Consider the following 21,399-nt stretch of genomic DNA (forward strand, 5'->3'; position numbering starts at 1 on the left):
AGGAGAACCGGCGATATTTGGTGTAAGTCGTGCCGGTGCCATCAAACACGCTGCCTCCAACGGCTGCTCGCCTTGGGACCGTTGTCCGTCGGTGCGGCGGATGTACCGGCGCTGCCGGTGTCGTCCGACCCACCACCGCAAGCCGCAATCGCCACCGCGGCAGAAACCATTGTCAACACGAGTGACTTCTTCATGAATGACCCATCCATAGGAGATTGAAAAGAGAACGGTCTGATGCCGTCTTCAGGGGCGTTTTAGTACTGATAGACGAGTTGCATCCCGCCCGTGACGCCTGCGGTATGGAACGCTTCAGGCTTGTACACAGGTGTTCCAACAAAGACGTCATAGGAAACACTGCCGAAACGGGAGCCGAGACCACCACGGAGACCGACAACCGCGCCCGCGAGTTGTGTCCCGACCAGGGCGGCGGTAGTGGGTCCATATACCCGCCCATAATCGATGCCGGCATAGATGGCCTGCCCAGTGCCGCCGAGTGGCGCCTGCAGTTCATTGCGCCAGTAGAAGCCGCGTTCGCCAGCCAGCTGGCTTTCACCATCGAAGCCGCGCACGGTATAGCGGCTGCCGATCGTCAGATCGTCAACGTAATAGAGTCGATCATTGGTGAATTGCCCGCGAACCGTGGTCACATAGCGGAAGCCCTGCTCTGCGATCTTGAAGGGCACTGACAGGTTGGCGTCGAGCACCATCATTCGATACCGCCACGTGGGACCGTCTTCGGCGGCCAACGCATCGGGCTGGGCACCCAAGGCGCCGATGCCTTGCCGAAACCCGAATGACGCGTCTAGCTGCGATTGGCCGAAGTAATGACGATCTGTTACGCCAATCTCGAGGATCGTGTTGTTGCGGCGCTGTTGCGGAATCTCCGTGTCCTCGATATAGCTTTTGCCAAAGCGCCGCGTTAGCCGGACCTGCATACCAAATACATCGTTCTGGTTACGATGCAGGACGCGATGCAGCTTCAGATCAACGTTCTGTGATTTCCCGCTCGATATGAACGTGGTATTCACCCCCGCGATCTGCTGGAAATAGTTGCTGCTATAGGCGGACACCGTGGCCGTCCAGTAACCCCAAGGTACCGAGTAATAGCCATTCCAGCCCCGCGTGCCATGCTCCTTGTTGCTCAGCATCAGGTCCTGGTTATAGCCGACGTTGAACATGTCGTTCAGGCCGAGCGGATTATCGATTCCCAGGCTCAGATTCCCTTGCCACCGCCCGGTGCCACGCGAGCCGGAGTTGTCGACCGACGCCACCACCGTCCACGGCTTGTTGCGCTTGATCGCGATCACGACGTCGCTGCGCCCCGGCGTGGCAGTCGGCACGATCTGCATATCCACATCCTGGCTGGCGACGCGCTTCATCTGCTCGAGGCCCTGCTCCAGGTCACGCAGGTTCAGCAGTTCGCCAGGGCCGGTCGGGAACGCGGTTCGCCACGTGCCCCATAGATCCGGCTCCGCGAAGCGAATCTCGCCGACCACACCGGGAATCAGCGCCAGCTTTAGCATGCCCGTGGTCAGGTCCTGCTCCGGCACCAGCACCCGCGTGGTGACGTAGCCCTTCGACAGGATCGCCTGCGAGATACCCTTGACCAGCAGTTCCACACCGGCCTTGCCGACGCACGCACCGGTGTAGTGGTCCAGCCATTGCTGCGCGAAGGCGAACGGGTCCATCGGCAGCGCGGAAGCGCCGCTGATCTGCAGATCGGCGGGCAGGTCCTGCGGCACTTCGAGCAGGATGCGGCCGATGCGGAAGCACGGCGCTTCCTCGGGCAGCGTCGGGAACTCCGCTGCGGCGATGGCTTCGGCGCGTACGGCCGGCGCTTGTACGATCGCGGCGCGCTCACGGGCTTCCTGTTGCTGGCGCGTACGCTGGTCCTGCTCGGCGTTGGTCAGGGCGGCGGATTGTGACGGAAGAGCCTGTGCAAGAACGGGGAACACAGGCAAGCCGATGCTAGTCGCAAGCGACGCCGCGACCGCTAGCCGCAATGTTATGGAATGCATTTCAGGCGAATTCGGGCCAGGAACGCCTCAAAGGCGTACTCCTGTTTCAGGTATATGCGATATCGTGGCTCGAAAATCAGGCTTTCACGAGTCCTTGCCAGGACTCTCCCCATTGTAAAAATTCAAGCCACACTTCCAGCAAGTCTTCGGAGCCAAATCCACGGCATTAAACCCTCTCATCCTAAGAATATAATTACACTTTGGACATCTATACTTCGTAAATACCCAATAAAACATCCACAGCAAATACCCCAACATTACGACGAAATTCCAGATTATTCCCGCAGAAATTACAAATAACGTTGAGTAAACGTAAATGAATATTGCGGTTACACCTATTAAAATCCACCTAGCCCTATGAAACCTTAGCAGGTCATCTTTATATGCCAGCATTCAATCCTCGCTTATATGTGAACTCAATAAAATTGACTTTACCTTCAAGGACCAGCCCATATGAGGGTGTTACAGCCACCCCCGCCTTCATTTGAGTGTATGTTCCAACTCCTTTGCCGGCGCCAGTAACATTGGACCAGCCGCCAGCCGAGATGGACGTCTCAACGCTGCCCACACCAAGTTGGGCCGACCCGCCTATCGACGTTCCAATTCGATACTCCCCGCTATTAGCGTCTCTTCCTTGCGTCCAGAGGTCGCCTTTAATCGCTGCGGACTGACCTTTCACCCAACCGTGCCCTCCAGCACCGAATCCGAATCCGACTTTCACATCAGTTGGCGTCCATCCGACGAGCCCAATCTCGCCTTCGCCTCCCAAACCGAAATAGACGCCCGCGCCAACCGACCAAGGCACACCTACTGGCGGCTTCCCCAGTGCTATGCACTCAGCCGATATACAGCCATTGCCCGAGGGAACAAACGGTCGAGAGTCTGAGTACTTTTCTCCTCCGTCGCCCAATACAGGCGCACCCGCCCCAAGCGTCGCGGCATCCCAGCTATACGGCGAATTGCTTCCACCGGTCATCAATTGAACATACGCAGCCAGCCCTGGATCAACTTGAGTCTGCACAGACTGCACCAATGTACGCCCGTCCCCCGAAGGCACGGTGAACGTCCCACCGCCGTCACCACTGTCATAGACACCCTGCGGATTGCTGACTCCGTCCACCACCATCCCAGTGGTCACGTTTTCGCCCCGCTCCGCATTGCTGGCTGCCCGAAGAATGTCACTGACTTGCTTCTCGGTGTACTTCCCTCCGCTAGCCGCAGCTATCGCCGCGCCAGCGCCCGCTCATCCGGATGCAACTGCCTGTTATAAGCATCCGCCATCCCCGCCGTCGCCGCAGCAGCATTTCCGCTCGCCCCTTCCCCCCCAACAATCTTGGCAACCGCCATACCAACAACCTGCAGCATCTTGTCGCGGGTTCCAGGTTCCACGCCGAGGCTACCCATGTTCTCGTCCAACAACCTAATCGCCGCCGTAGCCGCCGCAACCCCTGCCGCTCCAGATCCAAACCCGCCGCCCAGCGCCTTGCTCACCAGCCCACCGATCAGCCCGTGGACAGCCACCTTTACCGGCTCCGGCGCCCCCTTCAGTTGATCGCCCACCACGTCATACAGATAGGGCGCAGCCTGTTGCAGCGTCTGCTGCTTCAGTTGGTCGTAGGCCTGCTGTTCCTTGATCTTCTCCGCGTCGAATATCTTGCCGATGCTCTCGTTGGCGTTCTCCGTATCGCGGTTCAGGCTGGCAATGGTCTCTTCCGCAGTCTTGCCGGTACGCACCTTCTGGCCTTCGGCGTCCGTGATCGTTACCGTACCCTCCGCAATCGCGCTCCGCGTTGTTCCAGCCGCGTTGCCCTTGATCGGCGCACTGCTGTCGCCGGCCAGCGTCGCGATTGCCGTCGCGGCGGCCGCGCCCATCACGTCGGTCTTGCCCAGATCGATGTGGGGGTCACTCGCCAGAACGCTGCTGCCAGCAGCGCGCGTAATACCACAATAATTGGAATCTTATTAATAACCCTCACTCTTCACCGCGCTCCTTGTACGTCTCCTTTGCACGCCTCCACGCCGACTTCTCAAATGGCCTAATTCCTAGCAACGCCGCCCGAGAAGCAACACCTCCAACTATCATTAAAAAGAACCCAGCCATAAACATGATGACTCTTAGAATCGGCATGAGCCATTCAAAATAAAGGCCGGACCACCCAATAGCGACCCCCCCCACAATAAATATTGTTCGGAACATTGGGCTAACATTCCCATTTTTTACGACACATATCTTCATTTTTGAAAAACTCCATTCCATTTATCATTTATCCATGTCTTTATAGCACCCATGCTATCAGTCGACTTCACAGCTTCGCCCATTTCGTTAATGACTGGACCTGCCACGGGGTACCGCTCACCGAAATAGAATCCCATCGTTGCAAGCGTAGACTCGGCCGTGTACTGCCCCACGTCGGGCCTTGCTACTTGCTCGATCCCCCCGGCGATTAGACTTGCCCCTGTCATCGCATAGGAGAAAGCTCCGGCTGGTAGGGCTATTAAGGGATTCGCGCTACTCACACCCGCAACGGCACCCGAAATTGCACCAACGCGCCCCGCTTGAGTACCAAAGTTGCTAGCGGCGTCCGCAACGAACTGTCTTCTACGCGCGAGCTCTTCCGAGCCGTATGGCATTGCTAAGCCGGCTACGCAGTCTGCTTGACCAGACCCGCATCGCGCGGTCGGGAGGGGAGTCGTATAACTGATCTTCGGAACGCTCGAGTAATCTTGACGGGTCTCGTAGGGTACATCCCCTAACGCGAGCTTTTGCTGTGCCTCAATATAAGCAATGATCTCCGCGTTTGCCTGTGCCGGTATTTCACGGATTTGAGTGGTTCCAGCGACGCTGATCCATTTAGCACCATCATCTGTAGGCTTCGTTGTAGCAGCATTAATCTGGTCCGGCCCACCTGTCTCAACCACTTTGCCGCTCATGTCTACTCGGTTGGACAGGCGCATTTGGGCTTCGATCTCATCCACGGTGTACTTACCGTTGCTGTTCGCCGCCATGCGCTTCGCCAGATCACGTTCCTCTGGATGCAACTGCCGGTTGTAAGCATCCGCCATCCCTGCCGTCGCCGCAGTTGCATTGCCACCAACAATCTTGGCAATCGCCATACCAACAACCTGCAACATCTTGTCGCGGGTTCCAGGTTCCACGCCGAGGCTACCCATGTTCTCATCCAACAACATAATCGCCGCCGTAGCCGCCGCAACCCCTGCCGCTCCAGATCCAAACTCGCCGCCCAGCGCCTTGCTCACCAGCCCACCGATCAGCCCGTGGACAGCCACCTTTACCGGCTCCGGCGCCCCCTTCAGTTGATCGCCCACCACGTCATACAGATAGGGCGCAGCCTGTTGAAGCGTCTGCTGCTTCAGTTGGTCGTAGGCCTGCTGTTCCTTGATCTTCTCCGCGTCGAAGATCTTGCCGACACTCTTGTTGGCGTTTTCCGTATCGCGGTTCAGGCTGGCAATGGTTTCTTCCGCCGTCTTGCCGGTACGCGCCTTCTGGCCTTCGGCGTCCGTGATCGTTACCGTACCCTCCGCAATCGCGCTCCGCGTTGTTCCAGCGGCGTTGCCCTTGATCGGCGCACTGCTATTGCCGGCCAGCGTCGCGATTGCCGTCGCGGCTGCGGCGCCCATCACGTCGGTGTTGCCCCAGTTGGTATGCGCCTGCTGGACCGGGCCGTCCATCGGATTGCTCGCTGGAACGCTGCTGCCAGCCGTAAAGCTCCCCGCAATCGTCGACGTATCGCTCTTGTACTCGGCCTTATTCTCGATATCGCTCGTCGTCAACGTGCCGGTAGTCAAGGTGTTCTTGTCCTTGTCCGCCGTGCTGGCGATCACCGCGCCCTTCAGGTCGGTGTTCCCCTCCACGTTGATATCGAACCCGCCCTTGCCGGCATAGAGCCCGGTTTGCTCCACCACGGATGCATAGGTGCTATCCGTCTTGCCGCTGCTCACACTGCCGCTGGCGCTCACCGTGGTGCCGTAACAGATCGGCGGCACACAGATGCTGGCTTGCATACCCGATGACGATTCGCGGCTGTGGTAATCGTCCGTGTCCTGACGGCTTTCAATGTTCAGGTCACGTCCGATATCAGCCTTGATGGTGTCGCCGGTAGCCGTGGCGCCTTTCAGGTTCGTGTCACGGCCGCTGGCGATGGTCAGCGTGTCGCCAGCCGTGACATGCGTGTTCTGGTTCGTGACTGCGGTGCCGTCAGCCTTGGCCTTGTTCTGTGCCGCCGCCAGCTCAATCGTGAAGCCGTTCTGGGTGCCGCCCAGGGACAGGCCCACGCCAATACTGGCGTTGCTGCCGCTGCTCTTGCTGTTCTGGCTCGCGGCATCCTGTGCGCTCTCCAGGTTGATGTCCCGCGCGGCAGTCAGCGCGACGTTCTTGCCGCTGATCTCCGCACCGCGCGCGTTGATATCGCCATCGGTGAAGTAGCCTTCAGCGTCTTTTGCACCCGAGCCTGCCGCAATAATGTTGACCGAGCCGCCTGCGTTGACCGTAGTGCCCTGGCTGCTGCTTTGGGCGTTGTGGACTTCTGCCTGCTGGCTGCCGCCACCGATGCTGACCGTGGCCTTGATGATCGACCCGCCGCCGTTGCTATTGCCCGGATTGCCCGTTGCCGAGTTACTGACGGGGGGCTTGCCCTGGCCTTGCAACGCATTGACCGCGCCCACCGAATTGGCCGCCGCAATGCCCGCCTGCACCGCATACAGCGCAGCCGACTTGCCGTCACCGCTCTCCATTGCCCGTGCTGCGTTCTCTGCCGCCTGTGCCGCCTGCACGGAATAGCCCGAGAAGGCTAGCGTCACGCCATATTGGCTCGACTTGTCCTTCTGGTTCATCGTGCTGGAATCCTCGCCCGGATCGAGCACGACGTTCTTGCCGATCAGGGTCACGTCCTGCCCTGCGGAGATATCGGCGCCGCGCGCGGTGAGGTCGTCCTTGGCGGTGATGCTCACATTGCCACTGTCGCTGACCACCTGGCTGCGCACAGTGTTCTCGCTCGTGCTGTTTGCATCAAGATGGTGCGATTCAGACCGTACGCCGAAGGTCCCTGCATAGCCGTTGCCACCCAGGTCGCCGATGGCCTTGCTGCTGCTGTCGCTACGCTGCGACTTGGTTTCCTGCCCCGAGAGGATGTCCACCCGACCCTGCTTGGCCGAGATGGCAATGTCATGCTCTGCGGCCACGCCGCTGCCTGCGATCCGCACGTCGCCGGTGCGGCTGGTAATCGTGACGGAATCGCCGGTGATCGTGCTGGCGTTCTGCTGGCTGGCGGACAGTTCGCTGCTGGAATTGGCCTTCTGGCTGCCATACGGCACAACGGTCACGCCGCTGCTGTTGGCACCGCCGTTGATGCTACGGCCGATGTCGCCCAGCGTAGCGCCGGCCGTGCTGATCTTCCAGCCGCTGCTCTGCGACGAAGACGACTCGCTGTACGTATCCGTCGATGCCTCGATGTTCACGTTGCGTTGCGCGTCCAGCACCGCCTTGCCGCCCGCGCTGACCATGCCGCCATGCAGCAGGATGTCACCATCGAGCGCTTTGCCGGCATCGTTCTTCGCCCCGCTGCCGGTGGCGCGCAGGATGATGTCACCCGCGCCGGTCAGCGTGCTGCCGCTGTTGGTCAGGCTTTCGGAATGAAACTCGGCGCTGCTGGAGTTCCGCCCGTAAGTCACCGCGATCTGCGGCGCCGTTCCCGCCGAATGGCCGATTTCGCCCGCCACCTGCTTTGTGGCCGTGACCTTGCTGTCGGCTTGGCTGTTGGCCTGGATGTTGCGTACAGAATCCAGCGGCGTGCCGACGACGGCGACGCCGAAGCTGCTGGACTTGCTACTCTGGCTGCTGTCCTGCACGACCCGGTCGATGCCGGTAGTGATGGCGATGTTCTCGGCCTGGATGTCGATGTGGCCGGCGCTCTCGTTGTCGCCGCTCCGACCTGCGATCAGGTCGCTACCGATGATGACAGCGTCCTTCCCCGCTGTGATGGTGACGCTGCCGTTGGTGGCACCCACTGCGGAGCGTGCGTCGCTCTGGGTCACGGCCACGGTATGCGACGACGATTTAGCGTTGCTGCTGCCAGCCGACACGCCGATTCCACCCTGCCCCGCCGAGAACTTAACGCCGGACGAAGAGCGCTCGTGCGTCTCGGTCACTTCGCGAACGTTTTCGCCGGCCGTGATCACGACGTTTCCTCTGGCTGCCGTCAGGTCAACGGCATCCGTTGCCGTGACAGTGCTCTGGCGGATGAGCAGGTCGTTGCCAGCGACTGCCTGGACCGTGTTGCCGCTGATGGCGCTACCCACGCCCACGTCCGCGTAGCTGGCGATTGCATCGTGGCTCGACGAGCGCGACAGGAACCCGCTACTGCGCGAACGTTGCTCCGCACTGGATGCATGCACCTCACGGCCCTCGGCCACGATCACGTCTTCCGTGGCGACCATGGTTACGCCGCCACCGGACGCACCCGTGCCGGCCGTCACGCTTGAGCCGATGACCGCCACGCTGCCTGCGCCTGACGTCTGCGTCGCCTCGATGCCGTTGGCGGCAAGTACCGTACCGACCAGCGCCGTCTGTCCAGCCGCCAGCTTGGCGTTGCCGCCCGCTTCGATCTCGCTGCCGCGCACCGTCTCGTCATAGGACGACTTGGTGTAGGAAGCACTCTTGCCGCCCAGCGATGCTTCGGCATGGACCTGCGAGTCCGTCGTGTTGAGTACGACCAGGTTCTGGCCCGCCACCAGCGTGGCATCCGTGCCTGCGCTGACGGCGGCATTGGCCAGGACTACGTCTCGCCCGGCGACAGCCGTCAAACCCTTGCCGGCCGTGACATCGCTCCCCTGGTAGGTGGTCGCGGCATCGTGGCTGTAGCTTTGGCCGTTGCGCGTGTCCTGCGTTGTGCCAAGGGCCACCGTGCCCATGTTGATGTCGCGGCCCGCACCAATTAGTGCATCGCCGCCTGCAGCCAGCGTCGATCCGGCCAGCGTCACATCGCGGCCGGCAAGCACTGCGACATTGCCCTTGCCTTCGATGACCGCCTGCCCACCCACGGCCGTGGCGCTGGCACTGGATCTGTCGACCGATTGCACTGCAGAGATCGTCTGCGTCTCGTTGATGACATCACGCCCAGCTGCGACGACCACATCCTGCCCACCAATCCGGCCGCCCAGGTTGCGCACATCCTGCGCGGCCTGGACCAGCGTCGTGCCGGTGGTGCCGCCGATGGCGCCCCGGTTCACGATATCGGTGCCCAGCACCTGCGTGGCCACATCGCCGACGATATTGCCGCTGTTGTTGACGTTCCCCGTGGCGTTGATCGCCACGGCATTCCCCGCCACCAGCGCACCAGTGGCGTTGAGGTCCACGCCGGGGCCCTGCGCGAGATAGACCTTGGGCACGAGCACTGACTGCGTCGTTCCGTCCGGCAGGGTCACGTCCTGCGACACCATCCACACCATGTCCGTGGTGAGCTGCCGCATCTGCTCCTCGGTCAAACCCACCCCCGGCGCCAGGCCAAAGGCCTTGCCGTAGGTCACGCCGTTGTTCATCAGCGCCTTGTATTCCTCCATCTGGTCGGTGTAACCCGTCAGGAAGGTTTTTCCGGTCAGCGCCGTTACCTGGTCGCGGATCAGCTTTTCTTCATAGAAACCGTCGCCAAGGCGTTTCTGGGTACGCTGAGGATCCAGTCCGAGCGCGCCGAGCATGTAGTCGCTCGAGATGAAGTTGTTGTACTGGGTGAAGCGCGAATCGGTGGCGACCAGGTAGGTATCGCCCGGCGCGCTGCGATAGATATAGAGCCCGTTGGTCGGCAGGTGCAGGTTCGGAATGCCGCCACTGGCGGTACCCAAGGTCTGCGGACGCGAAGTCTTGCCGGCCGCACCATCGATGTGCGCGCCGCTACCGCCACCGCCGGCCACGCCGCTGCTGCTCACATCCACGCCGACAGCGTTCACCGCACCCACGGAGACATCCCGGGCGCTCGTCTGTACGGTCTGATTGGACGTTACAACGCTCGGGAGCGCTGCCACCGTGGTCGGGGCCTGCGGCTCGGGGGCATAGACCACAGTCTGCTGATCCGAGTTTCCGCCGCTCTTCTGGTGCCAGTAGAAGGTCGAGGTACTCGTTGTGGTAACCGTCTGCTGCAGGACCGTACCGACATCGTCAATGGTGCCGCCCGCGGCACGGCGCGAAAGGTTGCCGCCCGCCGCCATTGTCGATGACTGGTTGAGGATGGCGCCACCGTCCGCATTGATGCGAATGGCACCGCGTGCCTGGATTTTTCCGGCGTCCGTGGCACTGATCAGTCGGTCAGTAGCCGTCATCGTGACAGTGGTACGCGCGATTTCGCTGTAGTCGTGTACGTCCGGCCCGAGGTCGTAGCGGACGATCTGCTGGTCCGGCCGGATCTGCGTAGCAGGGTTCCAGTTCGGCCAGAACGTGATCTTATAGCCGGCGCCCGTGTCTTCGATCGCCTGATAGTACTGCACGGGATTTGACGCGATGTTCCTGTCTACAAGCAGGTTTCCGCAGAAATCACCGTTCTCCGGGCACAACCACTGCCCCTCATATTGGTCTATCGGCGCCTTGGAGAACGATAGCGTCTTGTTACTGGTGTCGACGTAGACAACGTCTGACTTGGGGACCTCGACGGTAATCGGGTTCCTCAGCGCATTCATCATGTCTGCGCTGATGGGCGCCTCGTTCGAATTCCAGCGCCACTGCGGAAACACAAGGCTGTTGTAGCCCCCTCTGCCATCGCCCTCGAATCCGGCCATCCAAGCCGTCAACGTCTGCCGCGCCGTCTCCACCGGCGTTCCACCCTCCGTCACGATGCTCGTGCGCTTGTTCACCACCGAACGCGCTGCGATGTCGATATCCCCATCGGCCTCGATGGTTGCCGAACTATTGACCAGCGCGTTCATCTGGTTCGCCGGCATGCCGCCGCCGTCCCGCGTGCCATCGCGAGCGATCTGGAGGTTGCCCATGCTGTAGATCGTGGCGCCGTCGGTGTTCGAGACGGCATTGCTGGCGTAGATCTTCACATCCGATGCGCCAGCGATGATCGCGGCCGCCCCGGCGTTGGAAACATCGCTGGCTTGCACCTGGATGGCGTTGCCGATGATCGTGCCCGTGTTACCAAGCGCTGCGCTATTGGTCATTACAGCGTCACCGTCGATCCGGCCAGCGTTGCTGATCGTACCGCTGGCGCTGACGTTAGTCGTGGCGCCCGTCATGGTGGCGCCGGCGGCGTTGACCACGTTGCTGCCTTGAACCGTCAGATCCTCCCGCGCAGCCAGGCGCCCGGTGTTGGTGACAGCGCCCGTGGCCGTCACACGGAGGTCGCCATTTGCTGCCAGCCGGTTGGCGGCGTCATTGACGTAGTCCCCGTTGACGTCGAGGCTCAGGTTACCTCCGGCGGTCATCTCGCCACTGCCGGCCAATGCACCGCCGACGCCGATATCCTGGTTGGCACGTACGCTGCCCCCAAGGTTGTTCATCGCACTCACGTTTAGTGCGATGCTCTTTCCACCCAGCAGCGTGCCATCGCTGTTATCCATGTAGGCGCCGGCCTGCTGCATCGTCAGTGCCTGCCCGCCGTAGATTCTGCCGCCACGGTTGTCCACGCTGTTGCTGACGGATAACGTGAGCGAGCCCCCACCGGCGACATTGCCGCCGCCGGTGTTGATAAGATCGCGGGCGGCGAGCGTCGTGTTTCCGTTCCCTCCCAGCGTGCCCCCCGTGTTGTTCAACGAACCTGCGGTGCTGACTGAGGTTGCGCCGGCCCCCGCATTGGTGAGCCGGCCACCGGTGTTATCGACCCCGGCAGCCGTGACGCTTACGGTGGAATCCGCGCCGTTGGCGGAAATCGTTCCACCATTGTTGGACAGGACCCCTGTCGCACTCAGCGTCAGATCGCCGCCGGCCTGCAGCGAGCCCGCCGCGTTGTCAATTTGGCGAAGGGTTCCGACGCTCAGCGACTTGTCAGCGTAGACGGCGCCCTGATGGTTCGTGATGCCGTTCCCCGCGACGAGGCTCACATCGCCCTGCGCGGAGATGACGCCCCTGGTGTTGTCCAAAGCGAGGAGGCGAGCATCAATGGTGCCGTTCGATTGAATGCTGCCGTCGGTGTTGTCGGCAGCGCCCCTTTCGCCAAGTACGGTCATTCGGCCAGCACCCGCGTGGGCGATCTTCCCGCCTTTGTTGGTCAGCGTGCCAACATCGAGGGTCCCACCGCTTCCATTGATGGCGACGGAGCCGCCAGTGTTGTCGAGCGTACCGCCAGCGACAATCGTCGTATCGGAAGGCCCATATTGCGCAATCGTTCCACCCGCATTGTTCAGGTCGCCGGTTGTGCGGAGTGCAAGGCCGTCTGCCTCGATCCGGCCGCCGCGATTGTCGATCGTGCCGCCATTGAGATCCACCGAGGCACTGGAAATCATGCCGTTGCGATTCGATACCGCGCCGGACGCGGAGATGTCCGCGGCACCGCCCGCGATGACCGCGCCGGCATCATTGTCAAGCCTGTCCACGTGCAGCTTTGCGCCGCTCCCGGCATTGATCTGACCGTGATTGACGAGCACGTCCGCATCGATCCGCACGCTGCCGTTGCCACCGATGACCCCACCCTGCGCTCCGCTCGCGGTGGTGCCAGTAGTGTTTTCGATGGTGCCTCGTGCGGCGATCGTCAAGTCATCGCCATTGAGCGAGACCACACGCCCTGCCTGATTCCCGAGCGACGCCGTGTCCATTGAGAGTCCACCGCCCGCCTGCATCACACCGCCGGCGTTGTCGACCGCGCCTGCCGAACGGATGTCGATGGCACCGTCCGCGATCAATTGCGCGTTCCGGTTCGAGACGCTTGCGGCCGTCACATTCGCGCTTCCGCCGGCGCGTAGTGTGGCACCTGACGCATCAAGGGCGCCGCTTGCATGAGCGCCGAGCGCACCGCCCGCCGAAAGCGTGGCGCCGTGCAGATCAATCTCGCCTTGACTGGCCTTGATCTGCACGGCGCCAATGGCCGATGTCTCGCTGCCGGCCAGATTCACCGAACCACCTTGCACCGTAGCGTCCGCCCCGGCGAGCACCTTGCCGCTCGCCTGCACCGCGCCGCTGGCATTCAGCGCCAGCGTCCCGGCCTGCGAAACGGTGCCGTCGGCGCCCACGCCGGACGCCAGCGTGCCGCTCGATGCAATCGACGCTGCGTTCGCCGAGAGGCCGCCGCCCGCCGCGAGCGTGCCACTGTTGGTCAGCGCGCCCTGCGTGCCGAGTGCCAGCCGTTGGCCGGCATAGGTGGTACCGCTGTTATCGACCCCGTCCCGTGCGCTGACGGTCATCGCGCCGGTCGTATTGGTCTGCCCCGCAAGTTGCAGCCGCCCCTGCGCCGTCAGCGTAAGGTCGCCAGCCTGCGCCGCCACCACGCCGCGCGTGGAAACCCCCACGCCCGCCTCGGTGGACGCCAGCAGGATCTTGTTGGCATACATGCCGCCGAGTTCGCTGACGTCGATGCCCACGGATGGCGCCGGACCACTGCCCGCAATGGCCGAGGCGGAGAGCGTCGCGCGATCCACCTGGGCGGCACCCGCCACGACGTTCAAGTTATTGGCATACAGGGCGGCATTCGCCTTGACGGCTCGCGCAATCAGGTCCACCTGATCCACGCCCGTGGCATGCAGGCCACCGCCTTCGACGAGGATCTGCCCGCCGGTCACGCGGAAGGCATCAAGGCTGCCACTGCCGCCATAGACCGGAATCCCGGTCGTCAGCGTCGCGCGGCTCGTGTTGATGAATCCCGCGCCATCAACCAGGATCCCGTTGGGATTGGCCACGATGACTTCCGCACGCGGGCCGGCCACTTCGAGGTAGCCACGCAACTGGCTGGGCAGCGTGCTGGTGACCTGATTGACGATGATCCTTGCTGACCCGCCGGGCTGCAGGTTGGGATTGCCGTTGATGTAGCCCGCCTGCTGCGTCGCCACGATGCCCGGCGAGTTGTTGAGGATGGCACCGGCCTTGTTGACGTCGAACTGGTTGTAGTGATTGACGGAGACGCCTGCCCCCGATGGCCGCGTGATATTGACCTGCGGCAGGCCGTTCGCCGTCTGGACAACCCCGGGGCGGCTTGCGCCCGCATTGGGGTCGGCGACGATCTGCGCGCCGGCCACCATCGGCACCCCCATCGCCATCCACGCTGCCAGTTGCAGCACGGGCACGCCAACGCAGAGGCTTCCCGTCCAGACCCGCCGCGTCTCACCCCCCACAGCCTTCCGGCCAGCCCGCCGCCCGGACCCGGTACTGCTTGCGGTTTCCTGCACGGCCATCAGCATGGCGCGTGTCTTGTTGAAAACGAGACGGTAACAAAGACGATTCATTCTGGACCCCGGCTGCTGGCGCACGCGTGGCCGCCGTCAGCAATTCGGGTCCTACTCGCACAGAAGATGCGCGAAACGCCGTACTACTACCGCGAGCCTACTTGTAACCAGTTGTAAGTTTTTTATAAGCGAGGCGGAGCGTACGGCACTACGCAGGGTCCGGCATACCCCACTTTTTTCTGATTCCATCGCCATCCCAAGGCACAAATCTGTTCCGCCCGAAAGTGGGGTCCGCCCCAGCAAACGGTTTCCGGGAAAACCGGCAGCTTTTACGATTCCGTCAAATCTGGGTCATAAGTGATATGAATCATTTTTAAATCAGATTTCAATGACGTGCCCTGACAACGCATGGTCGCCGTCCCGTTACAGTCCACGAGCAAACAAAAACGGCGGCCGTCGTTGCAACGGCCGCCGCCTATCCAGCCAGCAAACGCTCAGCTCAAAGCGCCCCACCCACTCCAGTCCAATACGGATCCCGCCCGTAGTACTCATGGATCGTAGTCGCCCACTGCGGATCGGCCATGCCGGGCCAGCTGTCCTTGTTGAAGCCTGGGGCGTCCTTGATGCGGTCCGCGGTCAGGCCGAGGCGGAAGCATTTGGCGTCGGTGTCCATGACCAGGGCACTCCAGGGAATGGCGTGGAGGGTGTCGCCGATGCCGAGGAAGCCGCCGGTGCTCAGCACGGCGTAGGCCACGCGGCCGCGGGGGACATCGATCATGATTTCCGAGATTTCGCCGACGTGCTCGCCGTCGGACGAATAGACCTTGGTGTCGTCGAGGCTCGATGCGGCCATCACCTCGGGGCCGGGGCCTTCGCCCACGCCGGAGCCGACGATGCCGGCGCCCTGGCCGGAAGTGAGGGTGGGATCAGCGGTGTTCATCTGCAACTCCTTGCGTGGGGGTGTGGGACCCGTGATCCGCAACGAGCGTGCCGAGGGAGCGCCCGCCTTGCCGGGCGCGTGCAGCGGTCCGGGGCGGCGTGTCGCGCACCCTTTGCCGTCGCGGACAAATTACAAGCACCGGTAACTTGCCACGGCGTTTCTATATTAGAGAGCGCGCCGCACGAGTGGGGTGGCGGCGCGTGTGCTGGTACGGAACCTGCGCAGGCATGTGTTGCATCAACTTTCCCGCACCTTCCCCCGCACCTTCGCACTGCCTGACAGGAGACACGCATGGATCCGAACAACCTCAATCCACAGAACTCGAGCGCCGATGCATCCGCCGCGCGAGCCAACCTGCGCGCCGACACCAACCAGCTGGCCAAGGATCTCGACGATCTGCTCTCGCAGTTGCCGAATCTGACCGGCGAGGCCGTCGACGCCGCCAAGAAGACGTTTCTCTCCAAGGCGGAGCGCGGCTCGCAGGCGCTGGACTCGATCAAGTCGACGGTCAGTCACAACTGGCAGCAAGGCCAGGAGTGCGTGACCGAGTACGTGAACAAGCAGCCGATGCGCGCCATCGGCATGGCGCTCGGGATTGGCGTGCTGCTGGGCGCGGTGCTTTGCCGGCCGAGCCGGCACCGCTACGACGACTGACTAGCCGCCCGCGCTTCCCGCAACGACGCCAGCAGGATGTCCGCCAGCCGCTCCACCTCGGGCGGCATGATCGGCGCCGCCCGCAGCATGACCAGCGGTAGCGACGGCAGCCCGGGCAGGCCGGCCTCCCCGGCTGGCACCGCGCGCACGTTGGCAGGCAGGCCGTAGCGGGAACGCACGGTCAGCCCCAGGCCCGCGGCGGCGGCGGCCCACAGCCCGCCGAGGCTAGGGCTCGAGAACGCCAGGCGCCATGGAATGCCGGCGCGATCCAGCGCAGCCGTGGCTGCGGCGTGGAACTGGCATGGGCGGTCGAAGGCGATCAGCGGTAGCGGCTCGCCCGGTTCCCAGATCATCGGCGCCGTCGCGGAGCCGACCCAGCACATGGGCGGTTCGTCGATGGGCTCGACTGCGCGCTGGCCCAGCGCGTAGCCGGGGATGCCCGGATCGGGCGATCCCAGACCGCCATCGGACCAGATCAGCGCGAGGTCCAGCCGCCCGGTATCGATCCGCGCCAGCAGTTCGGCATTGCGCGCCACCACCGCCTCGATGCGCACCTTCGGGTGCGCGCGGGTGAACCTGCCGAGCACGTCGGGCAGCAGCCCTTCGCCAAATTCCTCCTGCAAGCCCAGTCGGATGCCGCCCGCCAGATCCACGCCGCGCACCGCCGCCGCGGCTTCGTCATTCAGGTCCACCAGCCGCCGGGCGTAGCCGAGCATGGCCTCGCCGGCCGCCGTCAGCGCCAGTCCGCGTCCGGATTTGCGGAACAGCGCCGTGCCGGCCTGCTCCTCCAGCTTCTTGATCTGCGCGCTAATGGCGGACGTGGAGCGCCCGACGCGATCCGCCGCCCGTGCAAAGCTGCCCAACTCCATCCCCGCCAGCAGGCTACGCAAGGCGGCGACGTCGAAATTCGTGCGTGACATCGATCATCCTGTTTTGTCGAACGATTGCTGAAGTATTTTCTGATATTCAGGATGAATTGTGGGTGAGAGACTCGGTCCGGTCAAATCATCGATCGGCAACCAGCCATGTCATCCCAGACCCTTGCCTCGGCGCCCGCGTCGACAAATCATCACTTCGGTGCAGGCCACCGCTGGAAAGTCCTCGGCGTGGGCGTCGCCGCCAATGCCAGCGTGATGGCCGGCGCCAGCGGCATTCCCACCACCGCCGTCTGGCTGCGGACGGGGTATCACTTCGACAACGCCGAGCTGGGCCTCGCCCTCGGGGCGCTCGGTTTCGGCGTCGCCCTGTCCGAACTGCCCTGGGGCGTGGCGGCGGACCGCTGGGGCGACCGCCCCGTGCTGCTCGGCGGCCTCGCCTCCACCGCCATCGCCCTGCTGGTCATGGCGCTGTGGCTCGCTCCGGCCGGTGGTCATGCGCCGCCGCTGGGCTGGCTGATGAGTGCGATGGCGGTCGTCGGGCTGTTGAGCGGGAGTGTCAATGGCGCGAGCGGCCGAGCCGTGATGCGCTGGTTCCGCGAAGGCGAACGCGGGCTGGCCATGAGCATCCGGCAGACGGCGGTGCCGCTGGGCGGTGGCATTGGCGCCCTCACGCTGCCGTGGCTCGCCTCGACGGTCGGCTTCACCTGGGTCTATGGATGGGTAGCGCTGCTGTGCGGCGTGTCGGCGTGGCTGACGTGGCGATGGCTGCATGAGCCGCCGGCGGCAGGCTGCGTGGCGTCACCGGCGTGCCGGGTTCCCACGGCGAATCCCCTGCGGCAACCGGGCATCTGGCGCATCGTCGCGGCCATCGGCCTGCTCTGCATGCCGCAGTTCGCGGTGCTGACGTTCGCGTCGATATTCCTGCACGACTTTGCGCACGCCGGGCTCGGCGTCATCACCGCCACCATGGTCGCCGTGCAGGGCGGCGCGATGGCCATGCGCGTGTGGAGCGGCCGTTGGACCGACCGCCGTGGCAACCGTCGCGCCTATCTGCGCGGCTGCACGCTGGTGTCGGTGGCCGCCTTCCTGGTGCTGGCGGCCTGCGTCCAGGGCAGCGCCGGCAACGCCCACGGCCTGTGGATGGCCCTGCTGCCGGCGATGATCGCCCTCGCCGGCATCTGCGTCTCGGCCTGGCATGGCGTGGCCTATGCGGAGCTGGCGGCCATGGCCGGGGCCGAGCGCGCGGGCACGGCGCTCGGCATGGCGAATACCGCCGTGTTCCTCGGATTCTTCCTCACGCCACTAACCCTGCCGCACTGGCTCGCGGCCACCTCATGGCCGGTGGTCTGGGCCGGCACTGCTGTGATCGCGCTGATGGCGTGGCCGCTGTTTCCGGGAACGAAGCCCAGAATGTGAATCGCCCCCGGGGGACCGGGGGCGATTCACGATGCTGCGGGCTTACGATGCCAGCGAGGGCGAGATCCGGTTGTGGTCTTCGTCCTCCGGCTCCTCGTCCGGCCAGGAGCGTCCCACCATCCACTCGTACAGCGTCGGCAGCACGATCAGCGTCAGCATCGTTGCCGTAATCAGGCCGCCGATGATCACGATGGCCAGCGGGCGCTGCGTCTCCGCGCCAATCGCGCGCGAGATCGCCATCGGGAACAGGCCCAGCATGGCCAGCATCGCCGTCATCAGCACGGTCCGCAGCCGATCCATCGAGCCAGCCAGCACGGCCTCGCGCACGGAGAGCCCTTCATCGCGCAGCTGGTTGAAGTACGTCACCATCACCACGCCGTTCAGCACGGCCTGGCCGAACAGCGCGATAAAGCCGATCGCCGCCGAGACGGACAGCGGAATCCCGGTCAGGAACAGCGCGAACACGCCGCCGATCAGCGCGAACGGGATGTTCGAGATGATCAGCGTGGCACTCTTGAACGACTTGAACGCGTTGAACAGCAGCAGGAAGATCACCAGCACCGACAGCGGCACCACGATCGACAGCCGCGCCATGGCGCGCTCCTGGTTCTCGAACTCGCCGGACCAGCTGATTTTCACGTCCTCGGCGTTGACGTTCTTCTTCACCAGCGCCTGCATGTCCTTCACCACGCTACCCATGTCCCGGTCGTGGATGAAGATGCCGATCGACGTGGTGCGCTGGCCGTTCTCGCGGCTGATGTTCATGGCGCCCGAGGCGGCCCGGAACGTCACCAGTTGCGACAGCGGCACCTGCGCGCCATCGGCGGTCTGCATGAAGATGTTCGGCAGGTTCGGCAGTTCGCGCTCGCCCGCCTTCAGGCGCACGGCCACGCTGAAGTGGCGCTCGCCCTCCCACAGCTCCGTGGCGGCCTTGCCGGCCAGCGCGGTTTCCATCAGGTCCTGCACGTCGGCCACGTTGATGCCGTAGCGCGCCGCCTGGGCCCGATCGAACTCCAGCACGTACTGCGGCAGTTCGCCGTCGCGGTCGATGAACGCGCGCATCACGCCCTTGACCGACTGCACGTTCGCCAGGATCTGGTCCGCTACCTGCTTGTTCTGCTGCAGGCTGTCGCTCTGCACCTTGATCACGATCTGGCCCTTGATCTGGGAGATGCTCTCAAGAATGTTGTCGCGCACCGGCTGCGAAAAGTTCGGCTCGATGCCGGGCATCTGGCGCAGGTTGCGGTTGATTTCCTCGATGATCTTGCGCTTGTCGTAGCCGGCCCGCCACTTCTGGTCCGGCTTCAGGTCCACCAGGATTTCGACGGTGTTGATCAGCTTCGGATCCGTGCCGTCGTCCGGGCGGCCCACCTTGGAGATCGTGGTGTTCACCTCGGGCGTCTGGCGGATCACGGTCCGCAGCTTGCGCGCCTGGTCGCGGGCCTCATCCAGCGAGACCGACGCCGGCAGGTCGAAGCTGACCCACATCGAGCCTTCGTCCAGCTCCGGCAGGAACTCGCTGCCGAGGAACTTGCCCACGCCCACGGTGGCGACCAGCAAACCCAGCGCGATGCCAACCACCATCTTCTTGTGGTCCAGCGCCCACTTCAGCATCGGCTCATAGAGCCGCTTGCAGTGGCGCACCATGAAGTTGTCTTCGTGCGCGATGTTCTTCTTCAGCAGCAGGTGGCACAGCAGCGGCACCAGCGTCAGCGAGATGATCAGCGAGCCGATCAGCGCCCCGGTCACCGTATAGGCCATCGGCGCGAAGATTTTGCCCTCATGGCGCTGCAGCGTGAAGATCGGGATGTGCGCCGCGATGATGATCACCATCGAGAACACGGTCGGCCGGCCCACCTCGGTCGTCGCCAGCAGGATGGCGTTGAGCCGCGCCTTGTTGTCCTGGATCTGCTGCTCCTTCAGCTCGCCCAGCCGCTTGAAGATGTTCTCCACCACGATCACCGCGCCGTCCACGATGATGCCGAAGTCCATCGCGCCGAGCGACAGCAGGTTGGCCGGAATGCCCACCCAGGTCAGGCCGATGAAGGTGGAGAGCAGCGCCAGCGGAATCACCAGCGCCACGATGGCCGCCGCACGCACGTTGGCGAGGAACAGGTACAGCACCGCCATCACCAGCAGCGCGCCTTCCACCAGGTTGCCGAACACCGTGTGCAGGGTCTTGTCGATCAGCGTGGAGCGGTCGTAGTACGGCACGATCTTCACGCCCTTCGGCAGGATCGTGCTGTCGAGCAGGTCGATCTTCTGCTTCAGCGCGTCCAGCACGATCGACGGGTTCTCGCCCTTGCGCATCACCACGATGCCAGAGACGATATCGTCCTCGTCGTCCTGCCCCATCAGGCCCTGCGGCGGCGCCGAGCCCACCTTCACCTCGGCGATGCCCTTGACCAGGATCGGCGTGCCGTTCTTCTCGCTCACCACCACGTTGGCGATGTCCGCCGAGGTGCGGAAGCTGCCCAGTGAGCGCAGCAGGAACTGCTGCCGGCCATGCGCCACCGCGCCGCCGCCGGCGTTCGAGTTGCCACGCTGGAGCGCCGTGAACAGTTCGGACAACGAGATCCCGGCATCGCGCATCCGCGCCAGGTTCGGGTTCACCTCGTACTGCTTGATGCTGCCGCCAATCGTCACCAGGTCGGCCACACCGGGCACCTGGCGCAGGTTCTTCTCGACCACCCAGTCCTGCAGCGTGCGCAGTTCCTGCGGCGAATAGCCCTTGCCGGTCAGCCGGAAACGATAGATTTCGCCGATGGCCGTGGAGAGCGGCGCGAGGTCCGGATGCACGCCGTCGGGCAGGTCCACGCTGCGCAGCCGCTCGATGATCTGCTGGCGGGCGGTGACGTCGGTGGCCTTGTCGTTGAACGTGACCATCATGAACGACAGGCCGAACTGGGTGTGCGAGAACACCCGCACCGAGTTCGGCGTGCCGGCCAGGGCGGTCTCGATCGGGATCGTGACCTGCCGCTCCACTTCCTCGGCCGCACGGCCCGGGTAGAGCGTGATGATGTTGACCTGGATGTCGGAGACGTCCGGGAAGGCCTCGATCGGCAGGTTCTTGAAGGCGGCCAAGCCGCCGGCGACGAAGATGATCAGGCCGAGCCAGACGAACAGCTTCTGGTGCAGCGCAAAGTTGACGATACGGGAGATCATGTGTCCGCCATTC

General features: G+C 63.5%; 8 protein-coding genes. 2 read left to right on the top strand and 6 right to left on the bottom strand.

Annotated features, from left to right (window positions below; genetic code table 11):
• Nucleotides 1–254: 254 nt before the first annotated feature.
• From BM115_RS10620 to BM115_RS10635, 4 genes are all read right to left on the bottom strand, one after another.
• Nucleotides 255–2,018, bottom strand: coding sequence for a ShlB/FhaC/HecB family hemolysin secretion/activation protein (locus BM115_RS10620; protein WP_092293465.1), 1,764 nt, complete (start codon nucleotides 2,016–2,018; stop codon nucleotides 255–257).
• Between the two features lie 1,221 nt (nucleotides 2,019–3,239).
• Nucleotides 3,240–3,890: a hypothetical protein gene (locus BM115_RS10625; protein ID WP_092445168.1), complete on the bottom strand. Its 651-nt coding sequence runs from the start codon at nucleotides 3,888–3,890 to the stop codon at nucleotides 3,240–3,242.
• Between the two features lie 360 nt (nucleotides 3,891–4,250).
• Nucleotides 4,251–14,393, bottom strand: a complete 10,143-nt coding sequence (locus BM115_RS10630; protein WP_092293469.1) for a hemagglutinin repeat-containing protein — start codon at nucleotides 14,391–14,393, stop codon at nucleotides 4,251–4,253.
• A gap of 439 nt (nucleotides 14,394–14,832) precedes the next feature.
• Complete coding sequence (locus tag BM115_RS10635) at nucleotides 14,833–15,273, bottom strand: PRC-barrel domain-containing protein (protein ID WP_092293471.1); 441 nt, start codon at nucleotides 15,271–15,273, stop codon at nucleotides 14,833–14,835.
• A 291-nt stretch (nucleotides 15,274–15,564) separates the two neighbouring features.
• Here BM115_RS10635 and BM115_RS10640 point away from each other — a divergent pair, with 291 nt between their 5' ends.
• Nucleotides 15,565–15,927, top strand: a complete 363-nt coding sequence (locus BM115_RS10640; protein ID WP_092293473.1) for an ElaB/YgaM/YqjD family protein — start codon at nucleotides 15,565–15,567, stop codon at nucleotides 15,925–15,927.
• Here the strand turns inward: BM115_RS10640 and BM115_RS10645 are convergent.
• A complete protein-coding gene (locus BM115_RS10645; protein ID WP_092293475.1) occupies nucleotides 15,915–16,847 on the bottom strand; it encodes a LysR substrate-binding domain-containing protein in 933 nt (310 codons plus the stop codon). The genes BM115_RS10640 and BM115_RS10645 overlap by 13 nt on opposite strands.
• A gap of 105 nt (nucleotides 16,848–16,952) precedes the next feature.
• On the opposite strand from BM115_RS10645, the gene BM115_RS10650 reads away from it, so the two are divergent.
• Nucleotides 16,953–18,221 carry an MFS transporter gene (locus BM115_RS10650; RefSeq protein ID WP_092293477.1) on the top strand — a complete coding sequence of 423 codons (1,269 nt, stop codon included), beginning with the start codon at nucleotides 16,953–16,955 and terminating at the stop codon, nucleotides 18,219–18,221.
• Nucleotides 18,222–18,263: 42 nt separating this feature from the next.
• Here the strand turns inward: BM115_RS10650 and BM115_RS10655 are convergent, their stop codons facing one another.
• Nucleotides 18,264–21,386, bottom strand: coding sequence for an efflux RND transporter permease subunit (locus BM115_RS10655; RefSeq protein WP_092293479.1), 3,123 nt, complete (start codon nucleotides 21,384–21,386; stop codon nucleotides 18,264–18,266).
• Nucleotides 21,387–21,399: the final 13 nt, after the last annotated feature.

This window comes from Cupriavidus sp. OV096 (genome assembly GCF_900115455.1).
Lineage (GTDB): Bacteria > Pseudomonadota > Gammaproteobacteria > Burkholderiales > Burkholderiaceae > Cupriavidus.

Excerpts from the sequence above, each read along its gene's own strand:
- BM115_RS10620 (WP_092293465.1), bottom strand. The coding sequence starts at position 2,018 with ATGCATTCCATAACATTGCGGCTAGCGGTCGCGGCGTCGCTTGCGACT.
- BM115_RS10625 (WP_092445168.1), bottom strand. The coding sequence starts at position 3,890 with ATGGGCGCGGCCGCCGCGACGGCAATCGCGACGCTGGCCGGCGACAGC.
- BM115_RS10630 (WP_092293469.1), bottom strand. The coding sequence starts at position 14,393 with ATGAATCGTCTTTGTTACCGTCTCGTTTTCAACAAGACACGCGCCATG.
- BM115_RS10635 (WP_092293471.1), bottom strand. The coding sequence starts at position 15,273 with ATGAACACCGCTGATCCCACCCTCACTTCCGGCCAGGGCGCCGGCATC.
- BM115_RS10640 (WP_092293473.1), top strand. The coding sequence starts at position 15,565 with ATGGATCCGAACAACCTCAATCCACAGAACTCGAGCGCCGATGCATCC.
- BM115_RS10645 (WP_092293475.1), bottom strand. The coding sequence starts at position 16,847 with ATGTCACGCACGAATTTCGACGTCGCCGCCTTGCGTAGCCTGCTGGCG.
- BM115_RS10650 (WP_092293477.1), top strand. The coding sequence starts at position 16,953 with ATGTCATCCCAGACCCTTGCCTCGGCGCCCGCGTCGACAAATCATCAC.
- BM115_RS10655 (WP_092293479.1), bottom strand. The coding sequence starts at position 21,386 with ATGATCTCCCGTATCGTCAACTTTGCGCTGCACCAGAAGCTGTTCGTC.